At 68.0% G+C, this 23,089-nt stretch carries 21 protein-coding genes, 1 tRNA gene and 2 pseudogenes; 13 read left to right on the top strand and 11 right to left on the bottom strand.

Going from position 1 to position 23,089, the window contains the following annotated elements:
* Positions 1-77: 77 nt before the first annotated feature.
* Positions 78-257, bottom strand: a complete 180-nt coding sequence (locus ABZ808_RS13720; RefSeq protein WP_320064829.1) for a DUF4236 domain-containing protein — start codon at positions 255-257, stop codon at positions 78-80.
* A 249-nt stretch (positions 258-506) separates the two neighbouring features.
* On the opposite strand from ABZ808_RS13720, the gene ABZ808_RS13725 reads away from it, so the two are divergent.
* Complete coding sequence (locus ABZ808_RS13725) at positions 507-1,067, top strand: flavin reductase family protein (protein ID WP_357005196.1); 561 nt, start codon at positions 507-509, stop codon at positions 1,065-1,067.
* A 108-nt stretch (positions 1,068-1,175) separates the two neighbouring features.
* Here the strand turns inward: ABZ808_RS13725 and ABZ808_RS13730 are convergent, their stop codons facing one another.
* Positions 1,176-1,631 (bottom strand): Rrf2 family transcriptional regulator, encoded by a 456-nt coding sequence (locus tag ABZ808_RS13730; RefSeq protein WP_357005198.1) that lies wholly within the window; start codon positions 1,629-1,631, stop codon positions 1,176-1,178.
* Between the two features lie 7 nt (positions 1,632-1,638).
* Positions 1,639-2,634 carry an AraC family transcriptional regulator gene (locus tag ABZ808_RS13735; RefSeq protein ID WP_357005201.1) on the bottom strand — a complete coding sequence of 332 codons (996 nt, stop codon included), beginning with the start codon at positions 2,632-2,634 and terminating at the stop codon, positions 1,639-1,641.
* Positions 2,635-2,837: 203 nt separating this feature from the next.
* Between ABZ808_RS13735 and ABZ808_RS13740 the strand changes: the two genes are divergently transcribed.
* Positions 2,838-3,614, top strand: coding sequence for a glucose 1-dehydrogenase (locus ABZ808_RS13740; RefSeq protein WP_357005204.1), 777 nt, complete (start codon positions 2,838-2,840; stop codon positions 3,612-3,614).
* Positions 3,615-3,730: 116 nt separating this feature from the next.
* Here ABZ808_RS13740 and ABZ808_RS13745 read toward each other — a convergent pair whose 3' ends face one another.
* Positions 3,731-4,162: an SsgA family sporulation/cell division regulator gene (locus ABZ808_RS13745; RefSeq protein ID WP_007457244.1), complete on the bottom strand. Its 432-nt coding sequence runs from the start codon at positions 4,160-4,162 to the stop codon at positions 3,731-3,733.
* A 273-nt stretch (positions 4,163-4,435) separates the two neighbouring features.
* Here ABZ808_RS13745 and ABZ808_RS13750 point away from each other — a divergent pair, with 273 nt between their 5' ends.
* Together ABZ808_RS13750 and ABZ808_RS13755 are read left to right on the top strand one after the other, a co-directional pair.
* On the top strand, positions 4,436-5,050 hold the full coding sequence (locus ABZ808_RS13750; protein ID WP_357005207.1) for a TIGR02611 family protein: 615 nt from the start codon (positions 4,436-4,438) through the stop codon (positions 5,048-5,050).
* Positions 5,051-5,100: 50 nt separating this feature from the next.
* Positions 5,101-5,172, top strand: a tRNA-Val gene (locus ABZ808_RS13755).
* 428 nt (positions 5,173-5,600) lie between these two features.
* Here the strand turns inward: ABZ808_RS13755 and ABZ808_RS13760 are convergent.
* Positions 5,601-6,163 (bottom strand): annotated as a pseudogene (locus ABZ808_RS13760) (IS5 family transposase); the annotation flags it as partial.
* Positions 6,164-6,228: 65 nt separating this feature from the next.
* On the opposite strand from ABZ808_RS13760, the pseudogene ABZ808_RS13765 reads away from it, so the two are divergent.
* Positions 6,229-6,566 (top strand): annotated as a pseudogene (locus ABZ808_RS13765) (transposase); the annotation flags it as partial.
* Positions 6,567-6,613: 47 nt separating this feature from the next.
* Here ABZ808_RS13765 and ABZ808_RS13770 read toward each other — a convergent pair.
* Entirely contained in the window at positions 6,614-7,459 is an 846-nt protein-coding gene (locus ABZ808_RS13770) for a hypothetical protein (protein ID WP_357005210.1), read from the bottom strand.
* A gap of 236 nt (positions 7,460-7,695) precedes the next feature.
* On the opposite strand from ABZ808_RS13770, the gene ABZ808_RS13775 reads away from it, so the two are divergent.
* The 4 genes from ABZ808_RS13775 to ABZ808_RS13790 all read left to right on the top strand — a co-directional run bounded on the left by ABZ808_RS13775 (position 7,696) and on the right by ABZ808_RS13790 (position 11,682).
* Entirely contained in the window at positions 7,696-8,181 is a 486-nt protein-coding gene (locus tag ABZ808_RS13775; protein ID WP_357005213.1) for a hypothetical protein, read from the top strand.
* Between the two features lie 1,244 nt (positions 8,182-9,425).
* On the top strand, positions 9,426-10,625 hold the full coding sequence (locus ABZ808_RS13780; protein WP_357006759.1) for a helix-turn-helix transcriptional regulator: 1,200 nt from the start codon (positions 9,426-9,428) through the stop codon (positions 10,623-10,625).
* A 434-nt stretch (positions 10,626-11,059) separates the two neighbouring features.
* A complete protein-coding gene (locus tag ABZ808_RS13785) occupies positions 11,060-11,398 on the top strand; it encodes a hypothetical protein (protein WP_357006761.1) in 339 nt (112 codons plus the stop codon).
* Complete coding sequence (locus ABZ808_RS13790; protein WP_357005216.1) at positions 11,395-11,682, top strand: hypothetical protein; 288 nt, start codon at positions 11,395-11,397, stop codon at positions 11,680-11,682. The genes ABZ808_RS13785 and ABZ808_RS13790 overlap by 4 nt, the downstream gene beginning before the upstream one ends.
* 679 nt (positions 11,683-12,361) lie before the next feature.
* Here the strand turns inward: ABZ808_RS13790 and ABZ808_RS13795 are convergent.
* The 5 genes from ABZ808_RS13795 to ABZ808_RS13815 form a co-directional block, all read right to left on the bottom strand.
* Positions 12,362-13,141, bottom strand: coding sequence for a transposase family protein (locus tag ABZ808_RS13795; protein ID WP_357005219.1), 780 nt, complete (start codon positions 13,139-13,141; stop codon positions 12,362-12,364).
* A 154-nt stretch (positions 13,142-13,295) separates the two neighbouring features.
* Positions 13,296-16,403: an AAA family ATPase gene (locus ABZ808_RS13800; protein WP_357005223.1), complete on the bottom strand. Its 3,108-nt coding sequence runs from the start codon at positions 16,401-16,403 to the stop codon at positions 13,296-13,298.
* A complete protein-coding gene (locus ABZ808_RS13805) occupies positions 16,400-17,572 on the bottom strand; it encodes an NAD(P)/FAD-dependent oxidoreductase (protein ID WP_357005226.1) in 1,173 nt (390 codons plus the stop codon). Before ABZ808_RS13805 ends, ABZ808_RS13800 begins: the two co-directional genes overlap by 4 nt.
* Positions 17,573-17,594: 22 nt before the next feature.
* Positions 17,595-18,806 carry an NAD(P)-binding domain-containing protein gene (locus ABZ808_RS13810; protein WP_357005229.1) on the bottom strand — a complete coding sequence of 404 codons (1,212 nt, stop codon included), beginning with the start codon at positions 18,804-18,806 and terminating at the stop codon, positions 17,595-17,597.
* Positions 18,807-18,810: 4 nt separating this feature from the next.
* Positions 18,811-19,383 (bottom strand): OsmC family protein, encoded by a 573-nt coding sequence (locus ABZ808_RS13815; RefSeq protein WP_357005232.1) that lies wholly within the window; start codon positions 19,381-19,383, stop codon positions 18,811-18,813.
* 589 nt (positions 19,384-19,972) lie between these two features.
* On the opposite strand from ABZ808_RS13815, the gene ABZ808_RS13820 reads away from it, so the two are divergent.
* The 4 genes from ABZ808_RS13820 to ABZ808_RS13835 all read left to right on the top strand — a co-directional run bounded on the left by ABZ808_RS13820 (position 19,973) and on the right by ABZ808_RS13835 (position 22,970).
* Positions 19,973-20,707, top strand: a complete 735-nt coding sequence (locus ABZ808_RS13820; RefSeq protein WP_357005235.1) for a PIG-L family deacetylase — start codon at positions 19,973-19,975, stop codon at positions 20,705-20,707.
* A gap of 41 nt (positions 20,708-20,748) precedes the next feature.
* Positions 20,749-21,501 carry an AzlC family ABC transporter permease gene (locus ABZ808_RS13825; protein ID WP_357005238.1) on the top strand — a complete coding sequence of 251 codons (753 nt, stop codon included), beginning with the start codon at positions 20,749-20,751 and terminating at the stop codon, positions 21,499-21,501.
* Entirely contained in the window at positions 21,498-21,812 is a 315-nt protein-coding gene (locus ABZ808_RS13830) for a hypothetical protein (RefSeq protein WP_357005241.1), read from the top strand. The genes ABZ808_RS13825 and ABZ808_RS13830 overlap by 4 nt, the downstream gene beginning before the upstream one ends.
* A 204-nt stretch (positions 21,813-22,016) precedes the next feature.
* Positions 22,017-22,970: an SdrD B-like domain-containing protein gene (locus ABZ808_RS13835; RefSeq protein WP_357005244.1), complete on the top strand. Its 954-nt coding sequence runs from the start codon at positions 22,017-22,019 to the stop codon at positions 22,968-22,970.
* Positions 22,971-23,089: the final 119 nt, after the last annotated feature.

Genomic DNA, 23,089 nt, shown 5'->3' on the forward strand with positions numbered 1-23,089 from the left:
GCCCCGGTTTACCCCCCCCCCGGGCGGCGGCGGGGGGGGGGTGTCAACCCCCCCCCCCCCCCTCGACTCCCGGGTCGTTACGACCGGGACTTGTCCTGCTTCCAGGACAGCGGACCCGGCAGGTCGACCCGGTGCGCCTTGGCCCGCGAGTTCCAGGACCAGCGTCCGATCTTGATGCTCCACGAGGAGAAGCCGTTCTCGGTGAAGTTCAGGATGATCGGACCGTACTTCTTGCGCTTGCGAAACATGAGGCCCATCGGAGGACTCCCCTCGTCACCGTTCCCTGCCGTGTCGAGATCGAACATTCCCGAACCGACGAATGCCGAAACCCCCTCGACGTCCGGGGTGGACAGTGCTGTGGCGCCGCATCGTAATCCCTATCCACCAGATAGGCGTTGCGCGACGATAAACACTGCCTGGGGCTGCACGTAACAACGACAGCGATACAAGTCTCACGTTTTGGAAGGACGTTGACCGGCCGGTCGCACCGGCGGCAGCATGAGGTCATGTCGCAGCGGGGTGAGCCTCTCGTCGAGCTGCGGCCGGTCGACCGGGACCTGTTCCGCGCGCTGCTGCGCCGGCAGGCCACCAGCGTCACAGTGGTCACCGCCGTCGCCCGGGCCACCGACCCGGCCTGCCTGGGCGGCATCGGCGCGCCGATCCGGGCCGGGTTCACCGCCACCTCGTTCACGTCGGTGTCGATGGACCCGCCGCTGGTGTCGTTCTGCCTCGGCGTCGACTCGTCGAGCTGGCCGGTGCTGGCCCGCGCCGAGCATGTCGCGGTGCATCTGCTAGCCGCCGGGCAACGGGAGGCGGCGGCCGTCTTCGCCACCAGCGGCATCGACCGGTTCGCCGCGTACCCGGACTGGACGCCGGGGCCGTTCGGCGTGCCGCTGCTGGGCGGGGTGCTGGCCCGGCTGCTCTGCCGGGTGGTGCACCGCGTCCCCGCCGGCGACCACACGCTGGTGATCGCCGAACCGCTCGCCCTGGGCGACGGCGGGGACGGCGCGCCTCTGCTGCACCACCAGGGCGGCTACACCACCGCCGTCCCGCGGGTGCTGGCGTGAGCGCGCCCGCCCTGCCCGACCTGCTCGCGCTGGGACCACGCCCGGCGCCGACGGGTCCACCGCGTCGCCACGTCGCACCGTGGTCGTCGCTGTAGCCGCCGCCTGACGTCAGCGCGGCTCCCAGGCGTCGGGCAGGGCGGTGAGCTTGCGGACGTGGGCGGGCAGCCGACCGCTGACGATCTCGGCGAGGCTCACCTCGTCGACCACCCGCCGGACGGCGGCGCGCACCGCCACCCACAGGCCGGGCAGGTTCTCCGCCGAGCCTTCGTACCGGGTCTCCTCCGGGCGCAGGCCGCGTACCCCCGCGAGGGGGCCCTCCACGGCGCGCAGCACCGCGCCGACGGTCACCTCGCGCGGCGGACGTGCCAGGGTGTAGCCGCCCTCGGCGCCGCGCTGGGCCCGGACGACGCCGGACCGGCGCAGGTCCGCCAGGACGGCCTCCAGGAACTTGCGGGGCATGTCCTGCTCGGCGGCGATGGCCTGGGTGGACAGCAGCGAAGGGTACGCGGTGGCGAGGCTCAGCGCCGCCCGTACCGCGTAGTCGCCGCGCGCGGAGATCTGCACCCCGTCATCATGCCCGCCCGGGGCCGCCGCCCGGACCGGTGGGCGACCAGAGCCGCCCGGCGTGCCCACCGTTGGCCGGTTCGGCGAGGGTGCCAGTGCGGAACCACCCACCGTTGGCGCCCGGCGGGTCGGCCGGCGGTCGGGGTCGTACGATCCGGCCGGCCGCCGGCTGGTCTCGGGCTGCCCGGAACGCGCCCGGACTCGTCCCGGTCTCCCGGGTGAAGAAGCGGCCGAAGTTGGTGGGCTCGGAGAAGCCGAGCTGCCGGCCGATCTGGGCGATCGGCTCGTCGGTGGCGGCGAGCAGGCGGGCGGCCTGCAACGCGACCCGCTCGTCGATGACCTGTTTGGCGCTGCGTCCGGTGATGGCCAGGCAGGCCCGGGTCAGGGTACGCACCGAGCAGCCGAGCGCGACGGCGTAGTCCTCGACCCGCCGGGTGCCCTGGTAACCGTGCTCCACCTCCCGGCGGAACCGTTGGAACGTCTCCACCTCGGGTCGCTGGGGTGACCGGTCCACGCCGGGCAGGGCCAGCCGCAGCAGCAGCACGGCGAGCTGGTGGCGCAGCAGCGCTCGGGCGGCGGCCGAGCCGTCGCCGTGCCGCTGACAGTCCACGGCCAACTGGCTCACCTCGCTGATCACCGCGTCCTCGTCCTCGCCGGCCAGCTGCCGCCACGACGGTGGCGCGTCCGGGTCGACGGCGAGACCACGCAGCGCCTCCGGGGCCCAGGCGACCACGGTGCCGTCGAACTGAGGCCCGGGACAGCGCAGCACCTGACCGGCGTGGACCCGCAGCAGCGTGCCGGGTCGGCAGGGCAGCAGGTGGAAGTCGAGCTCGGCGTCGCCGTGCCCCCGGGTGGTGAGGATCAGCAACTCGGGCTCGACGATCACGGGGCGATGCCAGCCCGGGTCACCGGCGAGGTCGGCCAACGCGAACGTGGAAATCTCGTCGGCTACGGGTGACGCCGTTCCGATCGATGGCGCGGGGGAGGGATCGGTGGAGACCATCGCCTGCGACCGTAGCCCGAACCGCAGGTCATTGCATCCCCACGGGCGTGTAAGGCGGCCGGGGCGCGGCGTCACGGGCTTGTCCGGATCCCGGCGACCGGGCTACGTTACCCGGCGGTAGTGCCGTCCGGGCCGCGGTCCGCCCGGCGCCCCGCCGCCCGTCCAACGGGTCGGCGACCCCGCCGACTCGCGATGGGATGGGCATGACGCAGCTGTTCTCGGTCGAAGGCAAGACGGTTCTGGTCACTGGCGGGTCGCGGGGGATCGGTCTGATGATCGCCCAGGGCTTCGTCCGGGCCGGCGCACACGTGATCATCTCCTCCCGCAAGGCGGACGTCTGCGAGGCGGTCGCCAAGGACCTCTCCGCCGAGGGGCGCTGCGAGGCCATCCCCGCCGACCTGGGCAGCGACGCCGGCGCCGAGGCCCTCGCCGCCGCCGTGCGGGAACGCGTCGACCGCCTCGACGTGCTGGTCAACAACGCCGGCGCCACCTGGGGCGCGCCGTTGGAGAACTACCCGGAGGCCGCGTTCGACAAGCTCTGGGCGGTCAACGTCAAGGCCGTCTTCCGGCTCACCACCGCGCTGCTGCCGGCGCTGCGCGCCGCAGCCAGCGCCGACGACCCCGCCCGCGTGATCAACATCGGGTCCATCGACGGCGTCCGCGTGCCGTGGATGGAGGTGTACGCCTACTCGGCCACCAAAGCGGCAGTGCACATGCTCACCCGCAGCCTCGCCCACCAACTCGCCGGCGAGCAGATCACCGTCAACGCGATCGCGCCCGGCCCGTTCGAGAGCAAGATGATGGCGTTCGCCCTGGACGACCCGGCGAGCCGGGCCAGCATCGAGCAGCAGGTGCCCCTGGGCCGCATCGGCCGTCCGGAAGACATGGCCGGCACGGCCATCTACCTCTCCTCGCGGGCCGGCGCGTACCTCACCGGTGCGGTCATCCCGGTGGACGGCGGCATCACCACCCACGGCTGAGCACCGGCCGACCCGGGGGCGGGCGAACGCGCGTACCCCCGGGGCGTGCCGGGGCCGCGCGGACTCGGCAGATCCGCGCGGCCCCGTCTGGCCGGTGTCGCCCGTTCGGGCGGTGGTCAGCGACCGGCGAGCAGCCGGTTCACCGCCGTGTCGACGTCCAGGTGCTCGGCCTCCCGGCCGCGCGGGACGACGACGTAGGTCCGTCGAAGGAAACGCACCAGGACGCTGCGCGGCACCTCGAAGAGGGCGTTGCCGTCCGGTGACGAGAGGGCCAGCGCGACGAAGTCGCCGCGCGGGGTGGCCCACGGCCAGACCCGCACATCGCCGATGCCGGCTGGCTCGTCCAGGCCGGTGACCAGCAGTTCGCGGGCGAAGGACCAGCTCACCGCCTCGCCGCCGGCAGATTCGGCGTGGAACAGGACATGGACCGCATACGGGTCAGCAGGGTCGTAACGCAGACTGGCACGCACCGGCAAGGCGGTGGCGTCAGGTGCGACGAGCCTTAGCGACGTCTCGACCTCTACGGTCGTCGGTCGGATGACACTCATGGACGTTCTCCCCCCGGCACCGCTGCGGAACGCGCGTGTCCCGCTTTTCCCATACTCAGGTGCTACTCCTGGCTACGCTCCGCCATACGCTGACTTCACCCAGTGGTGGGAAGGGGGACGGAAAGGCCGCGTGAATGTGAGGATTCATGTAGGATTTCCGGTTCTGCCCAGTGCGTGATCCCGCCCGGCATCGGGTGGTTCAGTCGTCGACTTACTCCGGTAACGTCCAGTCGGCCGTTGCAGTGACGGGCCCGGGCGACACTGGGGGGTGAAATGGTCACGAACCGATCCTCAGTGGATCCGGTGGTCGTGCCTGGTCCGCCGAACGTCGCGGTCCGAGCAGCCGAAAAGCGGGGGTACGAAGTGTCGATGGAGCAGCCTGAGCGGGCTGGTCGGCCGGCGTCCGACGACGGCCGCCCCGACAGTGGTACGCGTGGCGGTGGCGCCGGTCACGCCGGCGGAATCCTCGTGGTGGCCGACCGGCCGCGACGCCCCCGCTGGCGGCAACGCATCTCCACCACCCTCGACCTGATCCGCGCCAACCCCACCGGCCGGATCACCCTCAAGGTCGTCATCGCGATCGTCGGGGCGCTAGTGGTGACCATCGGCATCGCCCTCATCCCGCTGCCCGGCCCTGGCTGGCTGCTGGTCATCGCCGGGCTCGGCATCTGGGCCGTCGAGTACCACTGGGCCCGCCGGCTGCTCGACTTCACCCGCCGACACGTGTACGCGTGGACCAACTGGGCCAAACGGCAGTCCCTTGCGGTGCGCCTCGTGCTCGGCTCCGTCGGCCTGGTCTTCGTGGCCACGGTGGTCTGGCTGTCACTCAAGTACAGCCTCGACATCGACCTGGTCGCCATCGCGATGGATTACCTCGGGGCGCGCTGACCCCGGATTTCCGGTCCGGCTCCACGATCGGGTAGAGTTACCGGCGCTGAGGGCGATTAGCTCAGTGGGAGAGCGCTTCGTTCACACCGAAGAGGTCGCTGGTTCGATACCAGCATCGCCCACTCTCAGTTCCGCAGGTCAAAGGCCACTTCCCGGGTTCGGGAGGTGGCCTTTCTGCTGTCGTACAGCAGCTAAGTACAGCAGCACGGCTATTGCGTTAGTGATTCGCCGAGGCGCCTGAGTGCTTCTCTCAGCGACTTCGATGAGACCTGCGTGTAGATCTCCATCGTTACCGAGGGCGTCACGGCCGACGGCGGGGCCGGGGCGGTAGGTGGTGAAGATGGCTGTCTCCTCTTCAGGGGTGGCAGGGACGGGGGACGAAACACCACCAGCCGTGGACAGGTGTCCGCTGGTGGTGTTCGTCGTGTCTCCTGGCACCGCCGAGAGGGCGGCTGATGCCGGAGGGCGGAGTCGTGGTGGTGCCATATCCCGCCGATGGGTCGTGTCCTTTCGCGCTCGTCGAGCTGCTGACTAGGGCGTGTCCTGTCGATCATGGAAGCCAAATGGTGGCCGCGATCAGGACGAGGCTGGCGCGGTAGAGGGGATGCGCGTTTGGCGTAGCGGGTGGCCAGGTCACGCCATTGCTTGAGCCGGTTGAAGCAGCGTTCCACGACGTTGCGCTTGCGGTAGACCTGTTTGTCGAAGGCTGGTGGCCGCCCGCCGGCGCTGCCCTTGGCGGCACGGCGGGCCACCTGATCGCTGCGTTCGGGAATGACGTGCCGGATTCCCCGTTGCCGCAGGGCACGTCTGGTCGAGTCGTGGGCATAACCCTTGTCCGCGATCAGCACCTCCGGCCGCTTACGAGGCCGACCGGGTCCGGGCTCGTTGACCCGGATCGCGTCGAGCAGCGCCAGCAGTTGGGGTTGTCGCCGGCCTGGCCGGGCGTGAGCAGTACAGACAAGGGTCGGCCGCGTCCGTCGACGGCGAGGTGGATTTTCGTGCTCAGCTCGCCTCGGGAGCGGCCGATGGCCTCGCCATCTTGCGCATCAGGTGTCGCCGGACTTGTCGGGGAGCCCCTTTTTTGCGGGCGCCAGCGGCATGCTGGTGCGCCCGCCCTCGACCGGCAGGTGACACCCATCATCCAGCGCACAGCGCCCCGCACCACGGCCTTGTTCGGCGTCGGCCCCGACGTCGCCGCCCAACTGCTCACCACCGCCGGCGACAACCCCGACCGGCTGCACTCCGAAGCCGCCCTCGCCCACCTCTGCGGCGCAGCACCCATCCCCGCCAGCTCCGGACGAGTGCGCCGCCACCGCCTCCACCGAGGAGGCGACCGCGGCGCCAACCACGCCCCGCACACCATCGCCCTCTGCCGCCTGCGCTACGACGCGCCTACCAGCAACGACGCATCACCGAGGGCCTCAGCAAACAGGAGATCCTGCGCTGCCTCAAGCGCTACATCGTCCGCGACGTCTACACCGCCCTACGCGCCGACTTCACCGCCCTGACCACTTGACCTCCATAGGAGCATCGGGATGGCAGCACTGAATGGTGCTGTTGCGATTACTGAGACTGGTCTTGAACCTTCATCCACAAACGGGCTCGTCCGTCGATGCGTGGGTTTGATGACGCTTCGCCCAGTATCTTGGCTCGTTCGCTTCTCCACCAGTCATGCCGTTGAGCCAGATCGTCCGTGAATAGGAACACCTGACCGCCGCCGAATAAGCAACTTCCGCGTATCTCCTTCAATAGGTCGGTCTGAACTTCCCGTGAATTGTGATACGCCTTGGCTATCTCAATGTCGATGACAAACAAATCATACTGGTGGCGATGGAAAATGGCGCGTCCAGTTTCGGGCGAGAAGCCGCGAAGTCCAGCAACCCCCTCGCCCTTGCCGAGGTCATCCGAGGAGTGAATCAAGCTGCGTCCGGCCAGGTACCAATCGCTCAGGGCAGCTACGTCTGAGGGCGCGTATAGAGCCCTATCTAGCCACTCGTCGATGTGCTCAAGGCTGTTTCTGATTCTGCCTAAATCGTAGAGTGGGTAGTCCTCGTTGTCGGGGAGCGCGAGTAGCCGACGCAGTTCTTTGATGCGAGTCTTCTTGGCCTCCTTAGCCAACTTCTTGGCCTGACCGTTGGTGCCTGGCCATCCTTCCGCCTTTGGATCCTGGCCGTAGGTCACCATCCTGCTCACAATTATCCCGGCAAACATCGCTGCTTGGATATTCTTCCATGCGTCAGCGTTGCTTCCGGCGGTGGCGGCTTCGACTGCCGACTCGAAGGAGTCGTTAAAGATTTTCGCTTGACGCTCGATCTCGATCAGATAAAAGAGCAGTTTGAGGTTTTGTGTAGAGGTGTCATCGCCACCCTTAATTGATTGGACTGGAATTGGCCGCTGCTCTATCATCATGCCATCACCTCAGCCGTGGTCCTTCGACCGTCCAGGTGCCTGTGCCCGTAGCGTGCCCGATGCAGCGGTCAATCCCGCGTAGCGATGGGCATGCTACGGACGACCTCGACACGCTCCGTGTTTTATTGAATCCAGGATGCCGCTACAGAGTGTGCAGATCAACCCGATTCCCAAGCTGACAGTGCGCGACCGCCCCCGCCAGGGGCAGGGGTTCCCGGCGGGTGGTAGAACGGGGCGTGGAGATCGCGCAGCTCAGCCAGGCGTTGGATGACATTTTCGACGGCGCGGTCGTGCATCACGGGTACACCGACTACATTCGCGATTACGAAGTCATCGTCTACGTCACCGCAGACTCACGTACCGGCATCCCACCCGTCCACCTCCGCTACCTCTTCTTCAAGTACTGCGTCGCAGCCGAGGTGCAGACGGCGGCGAGTCCCGATACCTGGCGTTGCTCGCTCGACGAGAGACTGACCGACCGGGAGATCGGTCCGGACCTGGACGGCTTCGTGTGGGCAGTGCGCTGGCAGCCGCTCTACCCAGGTGCGGAAGTGGTGGCGGACTCCGAGCGTGCGCGGTCGTGGGCTGACAAGATCGGCATTCCCTTTCACGAGGTCCGCTTCGGGATGAACGCTCACGCCATCACTCTCGTCTTCAGCGACCTTGACGTGACGGAGGTGGGGGAGGGCTACGCGCCCTTCACAGTCACCGAGGACGACTGACGCAAGGATCTTGCAACTCGCGTGGGTGACTAACTGGGTGACGATCGGGACGGACGCCAGCCGACGAGCAGGGATACTGATGGACGGTTCCAGCAGTTCAACGCCCATGAAACGGCAGGCCAGTGCCCCGTGTTGGTTGCCTGGGGGTCAGGAGTCCGGTAGGCGTACCGCTGCTGAGTGAACCAGGCTGGAGGAGGAAGCGTGAGAGAAGCCACCGGAGCAAGCGCTTGGGTCGTTTTCCTGGGGCTCGTCTTGACGTCGTCTGTTATCGCCGCCTTCGTAGGGAAGCTTATGGAGAGAGGTTCGACGCACGTCGACCGGTTACGTGAAGGGTATGCCGAAGCTGCGAAGGCTCTCGCCGAGTGGAGCAACTTCCCCTACAGGATCGAACGCCGTGTAGCTGACGATGCGGAGACGCGCAAGGCGCTCGCCGAACTGGGATCCGACATCACGGACCGACTGGCCTACTACTCGGGCTGGGTTAGCGCGGACAGTCCAGAGTTGGGGGAATTTTACATCCGCCTCGTGACCCGACTTAGGGTTGATGTGGCTGAGCATGCTCGCTATGCCTGGAACCAGCCACCTCGCCTAACTGGTTCAGAAATGAACATCAGAAGGAATCCAGTTGAATCCACTCCCGTCCGGATCGTATCGGGCTGGGCGTATGTTCAGCTGTTCTCGGCCGCCGTCAGGTATAGGTTCGGCTGGCGTCGACACCTGGTCTGGGGGCCACTGCTGAGACGCCTGCTTTCAGCACAAGAGACTGAGGCGAGGGTTGCGTTGGCTCGTGCCCGTAGAGGAGCGGCTTCAAGCGGCGAGCCCGAACAACATGCATCCGCTGGGCGATCGCAACGGCTACCCGGCCGGCAAGATCCAGAGCATGCGCGGAATGATCAAGCAATGGACACGGCGTAACACAAGGCCCGCCCCAGGTCAGGCTGGGTGCGTCGCGGCAAACGCTAGTCCCTTCCTAAACAGTGTGCGGCAGCAGCGTTGACAGCAGCCGGCCGGGACGAGGGCAGCCGCCAGTGGCCGTACGGACGGCAGCGCCCAGAACTTACTAGCGAGGGGTGGAGGTAGCTCTTGGCCGGGGCGTAGTGGAGGTCGGGAACGCCCGCCTGGCCGTTGCGGCATTTACCGTCGTGGTGGGGCGCGTCGGGGCGGTGGCGCGGGTACCGTCGACTGTGGTGGCCTGCCGTGGTGGTGGCTGGTGGTCCGCTGCCCAGACCGCTACCTGGGAGACGATGATGAGCGATCCCGCGACCTTCGGTGCGCGCCTTCGGATGTATCGCGAGCGTGCGGGTAAGACCCGGCCGGTTCTTGGTGGGTTGGTCGGGCGTAGCGCGGATTGGGTCAAGGCTCTGGAGAATGGTCGGCTACTGCCGCCCCGCCTGCCCATGCTGCTGCGGCTGGCTGAGGTGCTGGACATTTCCGATCTTGCGGATTTGACTGGTGATCAGTCTTTGCCGGTGGCGTCGGTGACCAGGGCTGGGCATTCCGAGGTCGGCAATGTGGCTGCCGCGATGCAGCGGGCCTCCGTGCCGGTGGGTGTGGTGACGCCGGTTGCAGTGATACGTGATCTGGTTGATCAAGCGTGGGCGTTGTGGCATCGGTCGACGACCGAGCGTTCGGCGGTGGCGGCGGTGCTTCCAGGGTTGCTGACGGATGTGCAGCGGAGTGCCCGGATGCTCGACGGCGGGGACCGTCGGCAGGCGTTGGTTGAGTTGGCGCGGGTTTATCACCTGGTGCAGTTGTACCTGGCGCACCAGCCGTATCCGGAGTTGGTGTGGCTCGCCGCCGACCGGGCGATGCTGGCTGCTCAAGACGCGGATGCCCCGGCCGCGATGGCGGTGGCCGCCTGGTACTACGCGCACGTCTACCGGGGTGCGAACCAGGTCGATGCCGCCGAGCAGGTGCTGGTCGAGGCTGCTGGGCTGGTCGACCCGGCGGCGGGTGGTGAGCAGTTGGCGCGGTGGGGTCAGGTGCAGCTCGGTATCGCGTTGGGGCACAGCAAGGCCGGTCGGGCTGGTCGGGCCTTGCGGGCGTGGGACGCCGCCGACTCGGCCGCGAGCAGGCTCGGCGGTGGGTACGTCCATCCGTGGCTTATGTTCGGGTCGGCGGCGTGTGCGGCGTACTCGGTCACCATCGAGACGGACTTGTGCCGGCCGGGGGAGGCGGTGCGGCGGGCCGACACCACTGACTATCGGGCGTTGCCTTCGCAAACCCGCCGGGCTGCTGCTCTGATCGAGGCCGCTCGGGCGCACATGCTGTCCCGTGGGGAGGTTGCGGGGGTGCACCTGCTCGGCCGGGCGCTGCGGGAAAGCGTCGACACGGTGCGACACAACCCGTACGCCCGCACAGTCGCGCTGGAACTGTCGAACCGGCCGGGCACGGTTGGTGAGGACGCCCGAGAGTTGGCCCTCGCCATCGGCGTGACCGGGTAACTCTCCCTCAGGTACAGACTCTCCCCACCGCATTGGGTGACCACTCGTAGCGTTCCCGTCACTGGCGGCGGCAGGTCTGTGCCTGCTTGACACCCGATAAAGCTGGACGGAACCTCGTCGCCGCCTCCTGTTGCTCGATCAAGGGGGCGGGTCTGTGGCGATCTGGTCTGAGCTGTGTGCGCTGACGCGGTGGCTGTTCCGGCGGCCTCCGCCTCCGCCGCCGTCAGGGACCGGGCAGCGGTACCAGGACGTTGAGCAGGTGGCGGCGCAGCAGCGTTTGCTTGACCATGCGAGGCAGGTCCGGTGGTTCCACAGCAACCACGAATCCGCAGATCCGCGCAACGCGCGCCGGCCGGAGGGCCTCCGGTGAGCCGACCTATGGCCGGCTGGTCCCGCCAGTCGGCGGTGAGCGGCCGGCGCGTCTCGTACGACGAATACCTCTCGGCTACCGCGATGACTTTTGCTCGCCGGCATCGTCCGGTGTGGTCGTGGCGGCGTTGGCGGCGAGTCTGCCGGTGCGGAGCGGAGTTGCCCTGCCGTGCCCGCCACCGCATTCCCATCAATCGTCGCCACTGGCCTGGGGAGGGCGGGCAGTGACCGGCGGGCCGGAGCGGGCGATTCTCGCGGTGCACGTGCGAGGGCTCGACGGCATGTGTGTCGGCTGCCGGGTGTGGTGGGCGCGGCTGACGCCGTACCCGTGCTGGCAGGTGGATTGGGCGACCAGCCGGCAGGCCCGCGCGAGCGTGGCCCGGTTTCTGGGCGGTGTGCGGTGACCACTCACGGCCCGGTGTTGCCGATCTGGAGTTGTGGTGGCTGCGACCTGCCGTGGCCGTGTCCGACGCGGCGGCGGGAACTGCGCGCGGAATACGCGGACGCGCCGGTGTCGCTGGCCCTCTACCTCGGGGCCTACCTCATCCAAGCCGCCGAGGACATGCCCTGGGCACCAGCCGGCGCGCTGCACCGCCGCTTCATCGGCTGGACCAGGCAGCCGGCGGAAGTACAGCAGCGAAGTACAGCAACCGTGCCGACCGAATCAGACCGGCAAGGGCGTCAGTAGGCCGGATGACCTCGGACGACACCCGAGCCGGCTCGTTCGCCGAGAGTTCACACCGAAGAGGTCGCTGGTTCGATACCAGCATTTGCGGTCCCGAGCGGGCCTGCTGGCTGGTTGAGGAGCTAGTCCTACCGCCACCGGTGCCCACGTCACGAGAGAGTGCCCCCGCGCTGTGGCTCACGGGCTGACTGGTGGCCAACAATCCGGTGATCCGCCCACTCGCCGGTCCACATTGCGAGGTCGCATACCCAGCGCTCGGTGTTCTGCCGGGACTTGGCCGCCCACTTCGTTGCGTTCTTTGACGCGAAGTCGTCCAAGACCTGTCGGTCAGTCGCGGTCCAGGCGGGAAGCTGAGCTATCCACTCTTCTGCCTGCTCGGCGCTGTGGCCGCTGCCGATCAGCCATGGGACGAGCAATGCGAGTTCGACCCATGCGGCGGCCTTGGTTGCCCACGCTCAGTCCACGATGCGTAGGCCGAGTGGTGTCACGATCAGGTTCGCCGGGTTGAGGTCGGAGTGGATAAGTGTCTCGCCGTCCATCGCAGGGTGGGCGAACCCGAGCCGGGCTGCCGGGGTGAACCACGTCTCGTCGGGTGCCGGCGTTTCCTGAACTGCTGTCAGTGCGGCTAGCTAAGGGACGTCTCGTAACTGGGTGAAGGCGTTGCCCGGCACCGGCCCGGTGGTCAGCCGGCGAGGATGATGTTGTGGAGGTTGGCGATGCCGGAAGCGGCGTCGGCCAATGTGTGGGCGGCACGGCGGTAGTCGCGCAGGATCTTGAAGCACTTCATCCTGGCCAGAGCGTGTTCAACCCCTGCTCGGACGGTCCGGTGTTCGACGTTGAGGGCTTCCTTCCAATCCGGCAGTGAACCGCCGTCGGCAGGCTTGCGGTACGGCATGATCACCTCCGGGTTGCCCCGGTAGCCACCGTCAGCCATCACCGGCCGCCCGTCCAACGTCTCGGCAATGCCCGAGGTGCGGTAGACGATGGTGTCGTTGCGGTTGCCCGGCTGCGGGTCACCGACGGCGATGACCAGGCGGGTGGAGGCGTCGATAGCGACCTGCAGGTTCGTCGAGTACCGGTAGTTCTTGCTCCGGGCCGCCAGGCGGTGATCACGGGTCGGGACCAGCGTCCCGTCGACGATCGCGATCTGCTCGACCGGCCGCTTGCGTACCGGCGCCAGCGCCAGCAGCGGCGCGAGGGTGTCGATGACCCGGTGCGCCGCGGAGTGCGACACCCCGAACAGCGGGCCGATCTGGCGCATCGTCAGATTCGTCCGCCAGTACGCCGCCACCAGCAACACCCGGTCAGCGAGATCCAGCGCCCACTGCCGGCCCGGCCGGCCGTCGGCGATGCCGTCACCGCCACGCTCGCCGACCAGCCGGACCAGCTTGCGGAACTGGTCGGGCTGCAACCCGGTGAAAGGGAATATCCACTCCGAGCGAGCTGCCGAGATCACCTGCACCCAGGCATCCTGCCCGACCATCCTCAACAGACAGACACCAGGGTTACGAGACGTCCCTTAGGCACTCACGCCGGCCCGGAAGACCGAGCCCTGCCGGTGGCCGCGCCGGTGTCCCGGCGACTGGCTGCCCCGCGGCTCCCGCGAGGCGCCGAGATCAGCCGGCGCGGCAGCGGGCCGCGTCCAGGGGGTGTGCGACATCGTCGAACACTTCTGCCGCGCGGTGCCGCAGTTGCCGCGCCTGCTCCGCGTCGCCGTCGGCCGCCAGGAGATGTGCGCGGGCTTCCAGCGTGGCGGCCTGCCACGCCGTGCCCTCCCAGAGAGTGCTTGAACGTTCCGCCGCCGCGAGAAACGTCCGCGCCGAGTCCAAGTCGCCAATTCGGACGCAGGTAATGGCCGCAGGAACCTCAAACATAATGGCGCAGAAATCGCAGGAGTCGTTCTGGGTCATGGCAGCCTTCGCCGCGTTGATGGCCGCCCGGGCGGCCTCCGGCGAGTCCGCTGCGGCCACCGTAGTGCCGTAGATCCGCTGAATCAGGTGGGGGGCGAGCACTGAGGAACGCGCCAAGGGAAGTGCCCGACGAAGTAGTCGCGTCGCGGTGCGCCGGTCACCACGCGTGAGGTGCACCTCCGCGAGTCGCTGCAACGAATGGGCCTCGCCAGCGGTGGCGCCGATCTCGCGGTGTAGGTCAACGGCCGTGCTGAGTTCGCGCTCGGCTGTGTCGAGATTGCCGGCGAGTAGTTCCGCCTCGCCGGCCAGGGCTCTGGCGAAGGCGACAGCCCGGAGAACGCCGGAGGACTGGGCGGTACGGCGCAGGCCTTGAGCGAGGTCGATGACGTCCTCGTAGGGCGTGGGCCCGTAGAGCAGATACTCGGCGACGCAGAGGTGCGCGTCGAAGACGGTGGTGGCCAGCCCGGGGTCATCGCGGGTACGCATCAGCTCTGCGCGCAGCGTGTGGTTCCATTCGCCACGGGTGTGCGTGATCAGCCCCCGCAGGGCGACCAGATTTGACTGGAGCAGGGCGGAGCCTTGTACCGGGTCGGCGCGTAGCGAATCGGCGACCGCCGCCCTGGCACCGTCGATGTCGCCGGTGAAGTAGGCGAGAGCGCCGTGGGCGAGTAGGACTGCCGAATCGTCGGGCCCGCCGTCGGGCTCCAGACCGTGCAGGACCGCCGCTGCGGTGTCGGTGTCCCCGGACAGAACCGCGAGCTGGCCCATCCTTGCCCGCAGCACTCGAGCCTGCCGTTGGTCGGCCACCGCGAGCGCCTCACGGTAGGCGGAGAGTGCTGCTGGGTCGCCGATCGCGGCGAGCGCGTCGGCTCGCAGGGTCAGGGCCGCTACCAAATCCTCGTCGCGGGCCGCCCCGAGAATCGACTCCACCAGGGACAGGGCGTCTCGGAAGGCGCCGACCGCCACCTCGGTTTGCGCGGCGCGCAGCACAAAAGGCACGGCTGCAGCGGTGTCACCTGCGGCGAGTAGGTGGTGGCCGACGCGTGCCGGTGACGCGCCAAACTCGATCAGGCGCCGCGCGCAGGAGCGGTGCAGGGCCGAACGCCGGTGGGGCGGGACCGCGTCCAGTAGGGCCTCGCGGATAAGCGGATGGCGAAACCGGAAGCCTTGTAGGGTCCGTTCGATGACCAGGACGGCCAGGGCGGCGTCCAGGCAGTCGAACGCCTGGTCCTCGGGCAGATCGCTCATCGCGATGAACCCGTCGGTGTCGAAGGTGGAGCCCATGAGCGCCACGCGCTCCAGCGCCGCACGTGTGGGTGGGGCCAGCGAGCCCAGCACCGCCTCGGCCGGTGCGCGAAGTTCTCCATCGACGGCCGAGCGGGCCAGTTCGGTGACCGTGAACGGGACTCCACCAGAAATCGACCAGATATGTTCCACGACATCGTCAGGCAGGTCCGGTGCCTGCTCGGCGACGAGCGCGGCCGTCTCAGACTGGGTCAGTGACGGCAGCGCGAGGTCGAGCGCGCCGGACCGACCAAGCAAGCTGTTGCGGATCCGCTCGAAGGCGTCCGTGGTCGGCTGACGTCGGTGGGTAAGCAGGAGCACCAGCCGTTCGTCCCTGCAGCTGCGGACCACGTAGCGCAGTAACCGCATGGTCCCTTCGTCTGCGTCGTGGACATCCTCGACGATAAGCAGCAGACCCGGCCCGGCTGCCGCGAGGCGTGCCAGTTGGGCCACCGCTATGAACAACCGTTGCGGGGCATTCTGGCCGGCCCAGTTCCCGACATCCCCTGACAATGCCCGGTCGATGTCGTCCCGATAGCGGTCGTTGAGGCCGTCGAGCAGGGTGGGATGGCGGCGGGCGAGGTCGGCCAGCGCTTCCAACACGGGGGCGAAGGGCCAGGCGCCTTCGACCGCCGAGACAACGCCTTGACCGGTACGCCAGCCGCGGGCGACGACCCGCTCGCGTAGCCATGCGGCAAGGGTGGACTTGCCCATGCCAGCTGCGCCCGCGATGAGGACCGCACGGCCACGTCCCGTTGCGGCCTCCTCGATCACACGCTCCAGCGCGACCCTTTCCCGCCTCCGTCCGACCAGGACCTCGCTTGCGGCCCTCTGCGAGGTCGGGCCGATCAGCGCATCGCGCAGCGCCAGCGCCTCCGCGTCGGGCACCGCACCGAGCTCGAGCTGACGGGCCCGGTCGAGACGCTCGAACAGGCGCAGGGCACTGTGACGGTCGCCCGACGCGGCACTTTCCCGCATCAGCGCCATGCCTACGCGCACGTCGGTCGGGTCTGCGGCAACCAGATCGCTCCACCGCCCGGCGAGCCGACACACCTCGAGGTAGGTGTGGCGCAGTCGGTCACGGTGCCCCTGGGCCCACTCCTCGTAGCGGTCCTCCGGCAGAAGATCACCGCCGTACGCGTCGACGGCCCGGCCGGCCGCCGTGACGTCCTCGTTCTTCAGCGCCTCGGAAGCAAGATCATCGAACTCGACCGCGTCGATGCGGACTTCGGTCCGAGCGTTCGGGAAGAGCGAGACCAACTCCCGGTGAAGCACCACACCATCGGGGCCGAGGACCCGGCGGGCGTAGTGGGCTGCCTTGTGCAGCCGGGGTGCCGCCTCCTCGACGGTGGCATTCGGCCAGAGTGCCGCGATCACCTGCTCGCGGTGGAGTTGCCGGCCCGGCGCGAGCGCCAACAGCTTGACAAGCGTGATCGGTTGGCGCCGGGTCCATGCCGTATCCGGCACCGCGACCGTGTCGACCGTCACTCCGAATCCACCAAGAAGACGCACCCCCACGCGATTCTTCATCGCTTAATGGTAGCGGCGCCGATCGGGCCGGTTAGGGCCTCCACTTCGGCGCTGAAAGCGGAATTCAGTCGCAGGAGTAACTCGCGTACCGCTGGCACGTCCCACCGGTACCCGGCGAGTTCGTCGACGACGTCGAAAATAGGTGTCGCGAGCTGATCCCGTTCCGCCTGGTATGCGGCCAGCGCCTCGATTTCCCCAACACCGGACACAATCGCTGCGACCTGCCGTGAAAGCAGGTCTGCGTCACGCAACGCATCGGTGATCCCATTAGAGCTCAACGGATCGATGAACTGACCTGCGTCCCCTACCAGCGCCCATCCCGCTCCGTGGGCCTGGCGCAGGTAACTGGTGCGTCCGGGATGGCCGTGAAGCCGTCGCGGCGCAAGCGATTCGGGCAGCCGGCCAGCGGCCGCTGGACCTGTCGCCTCGGCAAGCAGTCGCATGTACGAACCCCACAGATCACCACTCACCTCTCGGTTGAACCTTTGCGCGCTGGTTCCGGCGAAGACACAAACCTTGCCGTCGTTTGTCGGAATCATTCCTGCCGATGCACCCGGGCGGTAGAACCACTCGTAGTCGGTAACCCCAAGCCCGTCCCAGTAGCCATAGATAATCGCGCCGCTGGCGCTTCCGACTCGCACATTCGGCGCTCCCACCAGGCGGGCCACGGTCGACCCGGCGCCGTCGGCGCCGACGGTCAGCCAGGACCGCACTCGTACCGGCGCCGACGAGTGGTCGTGCCCCACGACGCCAGTGATTCGCCCAGACCGGTCGCGGTCGAGGCCGGTGACGGTGACGCCGTACCGAACTGTGGCGCCGGCGTTCTCGGCGGCTTCGGCGAGAAGCCGGTCCAGTAGCGTGCGGCGAGGGGCATAGAGTGCCTCCACGCCGGCAGCAGGCTTGATCGACACTGTGACCTGCTCACCCGGATAGTGGAAGCGGGTGCGCCGCACCGCAGGCGTGTCTGCGGCCACGATGGAATCCAGCAGGCCCCACCGGGCGAGTTGGGCTACGCCCGCCCGCATGAGCGCATGAGTCGAGAGCGTGTCAGCGCCGGGCTTCGCCCGCTCCAACACCAACACCCGCAGACCTTGCCGTGCCAGCAGTAGCGCCGTCGCGGCACCCGCCGGCCTGGCCCCGACGACGACTACGTCGTAGTCCTCCGTCACGCCGACCTCCCCCTACTGATAGTTACTTGGCGAAATTGATACTTCGATGGCGGAGCCTTACGGCGATCTGCTCGGCGAGATACGCCGCGTCGTGCCGGGCGCCATCAACCAGAGTGGCGTTGCGTCGGTGCTGAAACCGCAACCCGACCGCGTAGAGCCCTGGCGCGTCGGTGATCCCGCGTTGGTGACGCAGGTGACCAGCACTGTCCAACACCGGTATCTGCAGCCACGGGTAGACGGGTCGAAACCCGGTCGCCCACACGACGGAACTCAGACCGGTCACCTGTCGTAGCCCGCCGTCGAGGACGAGAGGCGGAATGTCGGCCGAGCGGGTAAAAACGGCGTACCGGTCAATCGTGCCCAACACCCGGAGCAACCGGTTTTCGGCCCGCGTCGTCGTGTCCTGGAGATCGTCCGCGAAGATCGCCCGTTCTCTCCCGTCCACCTGGACCAGGCGGCCGGCCAGGCGAACTCCGCGATCCCTCAGCACGCCCAGGTCAAGCGCCCGGCCGGCCGCGAGTTGAAACGACGGCTCGCGGCGGGCACGGCGCGGGTCGGGCACCTCGTCAAGAGTGCGGTCCAAGCTCCCGAGGCGGTCCAGCCAGTACAACACGTCCCGGCCGCCATACCGCCGCGGCATCCGCGTGTGCTCTCCGACTGCCAGGGTTACCTCACGGCCGGACCGGGCCAGCTCATCGGCGATCTGCACCCCGGTCGACGACGCGCCGACCACCAGAACGCCGCCGACGGGCAACTGCGCGGGATTCCGGTAGGCAGCCGCGCCGATCTGAGTGATCGTCGGCGAAAACTCGCCACTCAGCGCCGGCACCAGCGACCGGGAGTGGTACCCGGTGGCGATGACGACGCAGCGCGTCCGCCAAGTGCCCGCGTCGGTGGATACCAGATAGCTCTCTCCGTCGGCACGAACCCCGATGACACTGGTGTTCTCCAGCACCGGCGCCCGGCTGATCCTGGCGTACGCGGACAGATGGTCAGCGAAAGCCGCAGCAGACATGAACCCATCGGGGTCGTCGCCTTGGTAGGACCAACCGGGCAACCGGGAGAGCCAGTTCGGCGTCAGTAGCCGGCATGAGTCCCACCGGCCCGACCGCCACCGCTGCGCCACCCGGCCGCGTTCGAGTACGACATGCTCGATGCCGTATCCGGTTAGGCAGTGGCTCATCGCCAGCCCCGCATGGCCAGCACCGATGATGACCGTATCGGTGGTCTTCATGGGTCTACTCAGTCGTCACGTCGATGGCGACCGGTACGCCATTGGTGAACACGTCGTAGACAGCCGAACGGCGACGTGACTGCTCGATCAACCCCCGCAGGACGTCGTCCGGGGCGTCACCGGAAATCCGGAAGCTCACCGAGATCCCCTGGTACCCGTTACGCACATCGTCGGACATTCCGAGAATGCCGAGAAGGTCGATGTCGCCGACGACTGTCGCCTCGACCGAGTGCAACTTCACCCCACGGGCCGCCGCGATGTTCGCCAGGCCCGACGTGAGACACGACGCAATGGCGTGCAGCAGATACTCCACCGGCGCGGGACCGTTTCCCCCGCCCACCAACATCTCGGGGTGATCCGAATCGTAGGTAAAGGGCTCAGCGCGGCTCACGTCCTCCTGGCCGGCGCCGTAGAAGCCCTGAATCTCGCTGCGGTTATGAGTGCCACTGACCCACCGGTTGACCGCACGAAACTGGAACTTCGCCAGCTCCGGCTGGGCGCGCACGGCATCGAGCGTGGCAAAGAGGGCCGGCGTGTCAACGCCATTGAGCGGCTGGCGCTCGGTAGTCGTACCCACAGTCCTTCTCCCTTGTGTCGCCCATTCCGGACCCGACTTTGTCGCGGTGACAACCGGAGCAGGCAACACCGGGAAAGCTACGAACCCCGCCTTCCCGCAACCTTCCCAGCTCTTGTCTGTCAGGTTGAGCTGAGGACGCTTCCCGAGGTCAGGTGTCAGGAGTTCGGCCGCAGCTGCCGACAACGACGGGCCAGTCGGGGCTGCCCGGGCCGCCCGCGGCGAGGCGTGCCAGAAGATCTTGATTACCCGGACCCGAGGTTGTCAGGAATGGTGAGGATCTTCCGGGCAAGCCGACGCGGGAACTGTGGCGGGGTGACCGGGCAGCCACGCACGGGCTGTCGGCGGCCTGGTCGTGCCCGGACCAGGGTGGGCGTCGGGAAGGTTGCGGGAAGGTGAGGCTCGTAGCTTTCCCGGCGTTGCCTGCTCCGGTTGCCCGGGCCGGTGTGGGTGGCGCGGTGAACAGGTTGGGGCTGCCGTTCTCGGCGTTCCCGTGCCGCCGATCCGCGTTTGCTGCGGTCGCCGTGTTCGTGGCTGGTCATCGCACGTAGAAGCACCGTGCAGGAGCACCATTCTCAATTCGGAGAGCGTAATGAACATCGAAGAGCTGGGCTCGATTCTAGGAATTTGGGCACATCCCGACGACGAGGCGTACCTGTCCGGCGGTCTGATGGCGATGGCCCGTGACGCTGGCTCGGAGGTCGTCTGCGTCACCGCCACCCGGGGTGAACGCGGCACGTCCGATTCGGTGACGTGGCCGCCGGATCGACTGGCGGTGATCCGCCAGGACGAGTTGACACGCAGCCTGGGGGTGCTCGGCGTCACAAAGCACCATTGGCTGGGATACTCCGACGGCGAATGCGCCGACGTTGCCCCAGCCGAGCCGGTCGCCCGGCTATCCGAACTGATCGACGAGATCCGGCCCGACACGATTGTGACCTTTGGTCCGGAAGGCCACACGGGGCACCCGGACCATCAGGCGGTGTCAGTCTGGGCCGAGAGCGCATTCCGCCGGGCCGCGCCTGCCGGCACACGGCTGCTGCACGCTGCCGTCAGCCACGAATGGGCGCGAATGTGGAATGACGTCCACCACGAATTCGCCATCTTCCAGGACGGATACCCGCTCGCGGTGGACCACGACCAACTCGCCGTGGAACTCGTGCTGGACGACAGGACGCTCTCCCGCAAGCTCAATGCGCTCACGGCACAGGCGTCTCAAACGAGCGGACTGATCACACTGATGGGCTTTTCGCGCTACACCCGGTGGGTCAGTCAGGAGTCGTTCGTGGAGGCGGCGCGGGTCCCGGACGGCCCCGCAACCAGATGAGACTCCAGCAGGGGCGGGATGTCGCCGCTGGAATGCGAAGCATGCTGCCGTGGCTGGTCGCGGTGGCGCCGTTCGGCCTCGTCATCGGCGTCACCGCAGGGCATTCGAGTATCCCTTCGGCGGTCGGCTGGTTCACCGGGCCAGCGATCTACGGCGGCAGCGCCCAGATTGCCGCGATTCAACTGCTGGACAGCGGAGCCGCCGCAGCATCGGTGATCGCGACCGTACTCGTCATCAACCTGCGACTTGTGCTCTACTCGGCGGCGCTCGCCCGATACTGGCGCGGAACGCCGCTGTGGTGGCGACTGCTCGCCGGCTACCTGCTCATCGACCCGTCCTTCGTCGTTGGCATACGCCGCTACGAGCACCACCGGTGGGCGTATGCGGCAGCCCGCCAGGGCGACCAGCGGCTGACCCCTGACGTGGGCTTGGGAGATCTACGGTCATCGCACGCCTTCTACTTCGGCGGAGCCGTCGTACTGTGGGTGGGATGGCTGATCGCGCTCGGCGTCGGCACAGTCGTCGGGGCCCGCGTTCCCGAGGGTCTTCACCTAGAGCTACTCGTGCCGCTCTACCTCGTCGGCCAGGTCGTACCAGATCTGCGCCAGCGAGCAACCCGTCGTGCCGTCGTTGTCAGCAGCGTCGTGGTGGGCGCGTGCATCGCCGCGCCGCTGAACCTCGGCATCGTCGTCGGTATCACCGCGGGACTCGCAGCCGGATACCTCACGTCGCTCAAAGACCGCCCGGGCCCGACCGCCACGCCGGCTCCATCCGCACAGGAGCATCAGCTATGAGCCCCTGGTTCGTCATCCTCGTTGCCGGCATCGGCAGTTACGCGATGCGAATTTGCATGACGTTGACCGACCGGCTGATCGTCCCTCCGCGATTGGAAGCGTCCGCCGAGATGGTCGCACCAGCAGCCTTCGCCGCCCTCGCCTCGGCCAGCCTCACCCCGTTGGTGTTCTCCGCCACCGGACTCTCCGCAGCTGCACCTGTCGTCCTTGCTGTTGCCGCAGCTGTCGCGGGGACCGCAGGAACAGGCAAACCCTACGTTGCGATGCTCGCTGGAATGCCCACCTACTGGGTCGCCGCCGCGCTGATGTGATCGCATAGCCTCCGGTGGATTCCGGTACACCGGCGACGATTGTGCTCATCGTCCGCCCCGAGTTCGCCTGATCCCGTAGGTCACGGCACGTAACGGCGAGGGACAGCGGAGCGACTCGCCCAGCGCTAGCATCGCGCTGATTCCCGCCCTGATTACGGAGACCTCATGCGCACACTTGCCGCCGCCGCCCTCGTGGGCGTGTTCGTGGCCGTCCTGCCGGCGACGGCCGCCCTGGCCGCCGCCCCCAAGCCGGATATCGCGGTGACCTCCGCCGCCGACAAGGCCAACTACGCCGAGGGCGAGACCTTCACCATCACGGTCACGGTGAAGAACAAGAGCTCCGTCGACGCTAAGCGCGTGCACTACACCGGCGGCGACAGCGAGGGCGTCGAGGGTGTCGCCTATGGTGTGCTGTCGACCGGTTTCGATCTCGCTGCCGGCGCCACCAAGACCGTTCAGCTCACCGGCAAGACCAACCGCTTCGCGTGGGAGTTCGGCTACGGATTCGTCGCCTTCTCGCTTGCCGCCGACAACGGCGAGGCCAACGACGCCGACAACACCACCAGTGTGCGGCTGCTGGTGCCGGGCGCCTTCGACGATCTCGGCGGCTACGTCTACCAGGGCGAGTCCGAGGGCGACGAGTGGACGCCCCGGACGCCTGGAGTCCCGGGTGTCAAGGTCGTCGCCACCAGTCGCGACGGCAAGACGAAGTACGCCGAGACCATCACGGACGCCAAGGGCCTGTTCCGTTTCGCCCGCCTCCCCGTCGGCGAAATCCTGCTGACCTTCACCGCACCGGCGGGCTGGAAAATCCTGGCCGACCAGGACGGCGAGGACAACCGCACTCTCACGCAGGTCAGTGTCGACGACAGCGACGAGCCGCGCGTCTTCGTGGCGGCGAAGAAGGTCGCCGTGAGCTCGCCGAGCGCCTCGCCGTCAGCGTCGCCGTCGCCATCAGCCTCGCCATCAGCGTCGCCGTCGGCATCAGCGTCGGCGTCGGCGTCGGCGTTGCCGTCGGCTTCGTCGAGCGCTGGCCCGGGCCTGCCGGTCACCGGCGGCAAGACCATGCTGTACGTCGGTGCGGCAGCGGTCGCCGTCGTGGTCGGGGTCGCGCTGGTGCTCGTCGCGCGGCGCCGCCGCGTACACCTGCAGGCCTGATCGACCCTTCGCAGGCTGTAGCGTCCTCCGCTACGTCGAGCAAGGCAAAGGGCGCCGAGGCCCCAGCACCCCGCTGGAGCCTCGGCGCCGCGACTCCGGCCGCGACGCGAGGTCACCTG

Source organism: Micromonospora sp. NPDC047527 (genome assembly GCF_040643015.1).
Taxonomy (GTDB): domain Bacteria; phylum Actinomycetota; class Actinomycetes; order Mycobacteriales; family Micromonosporaceae; genus Micromonospora.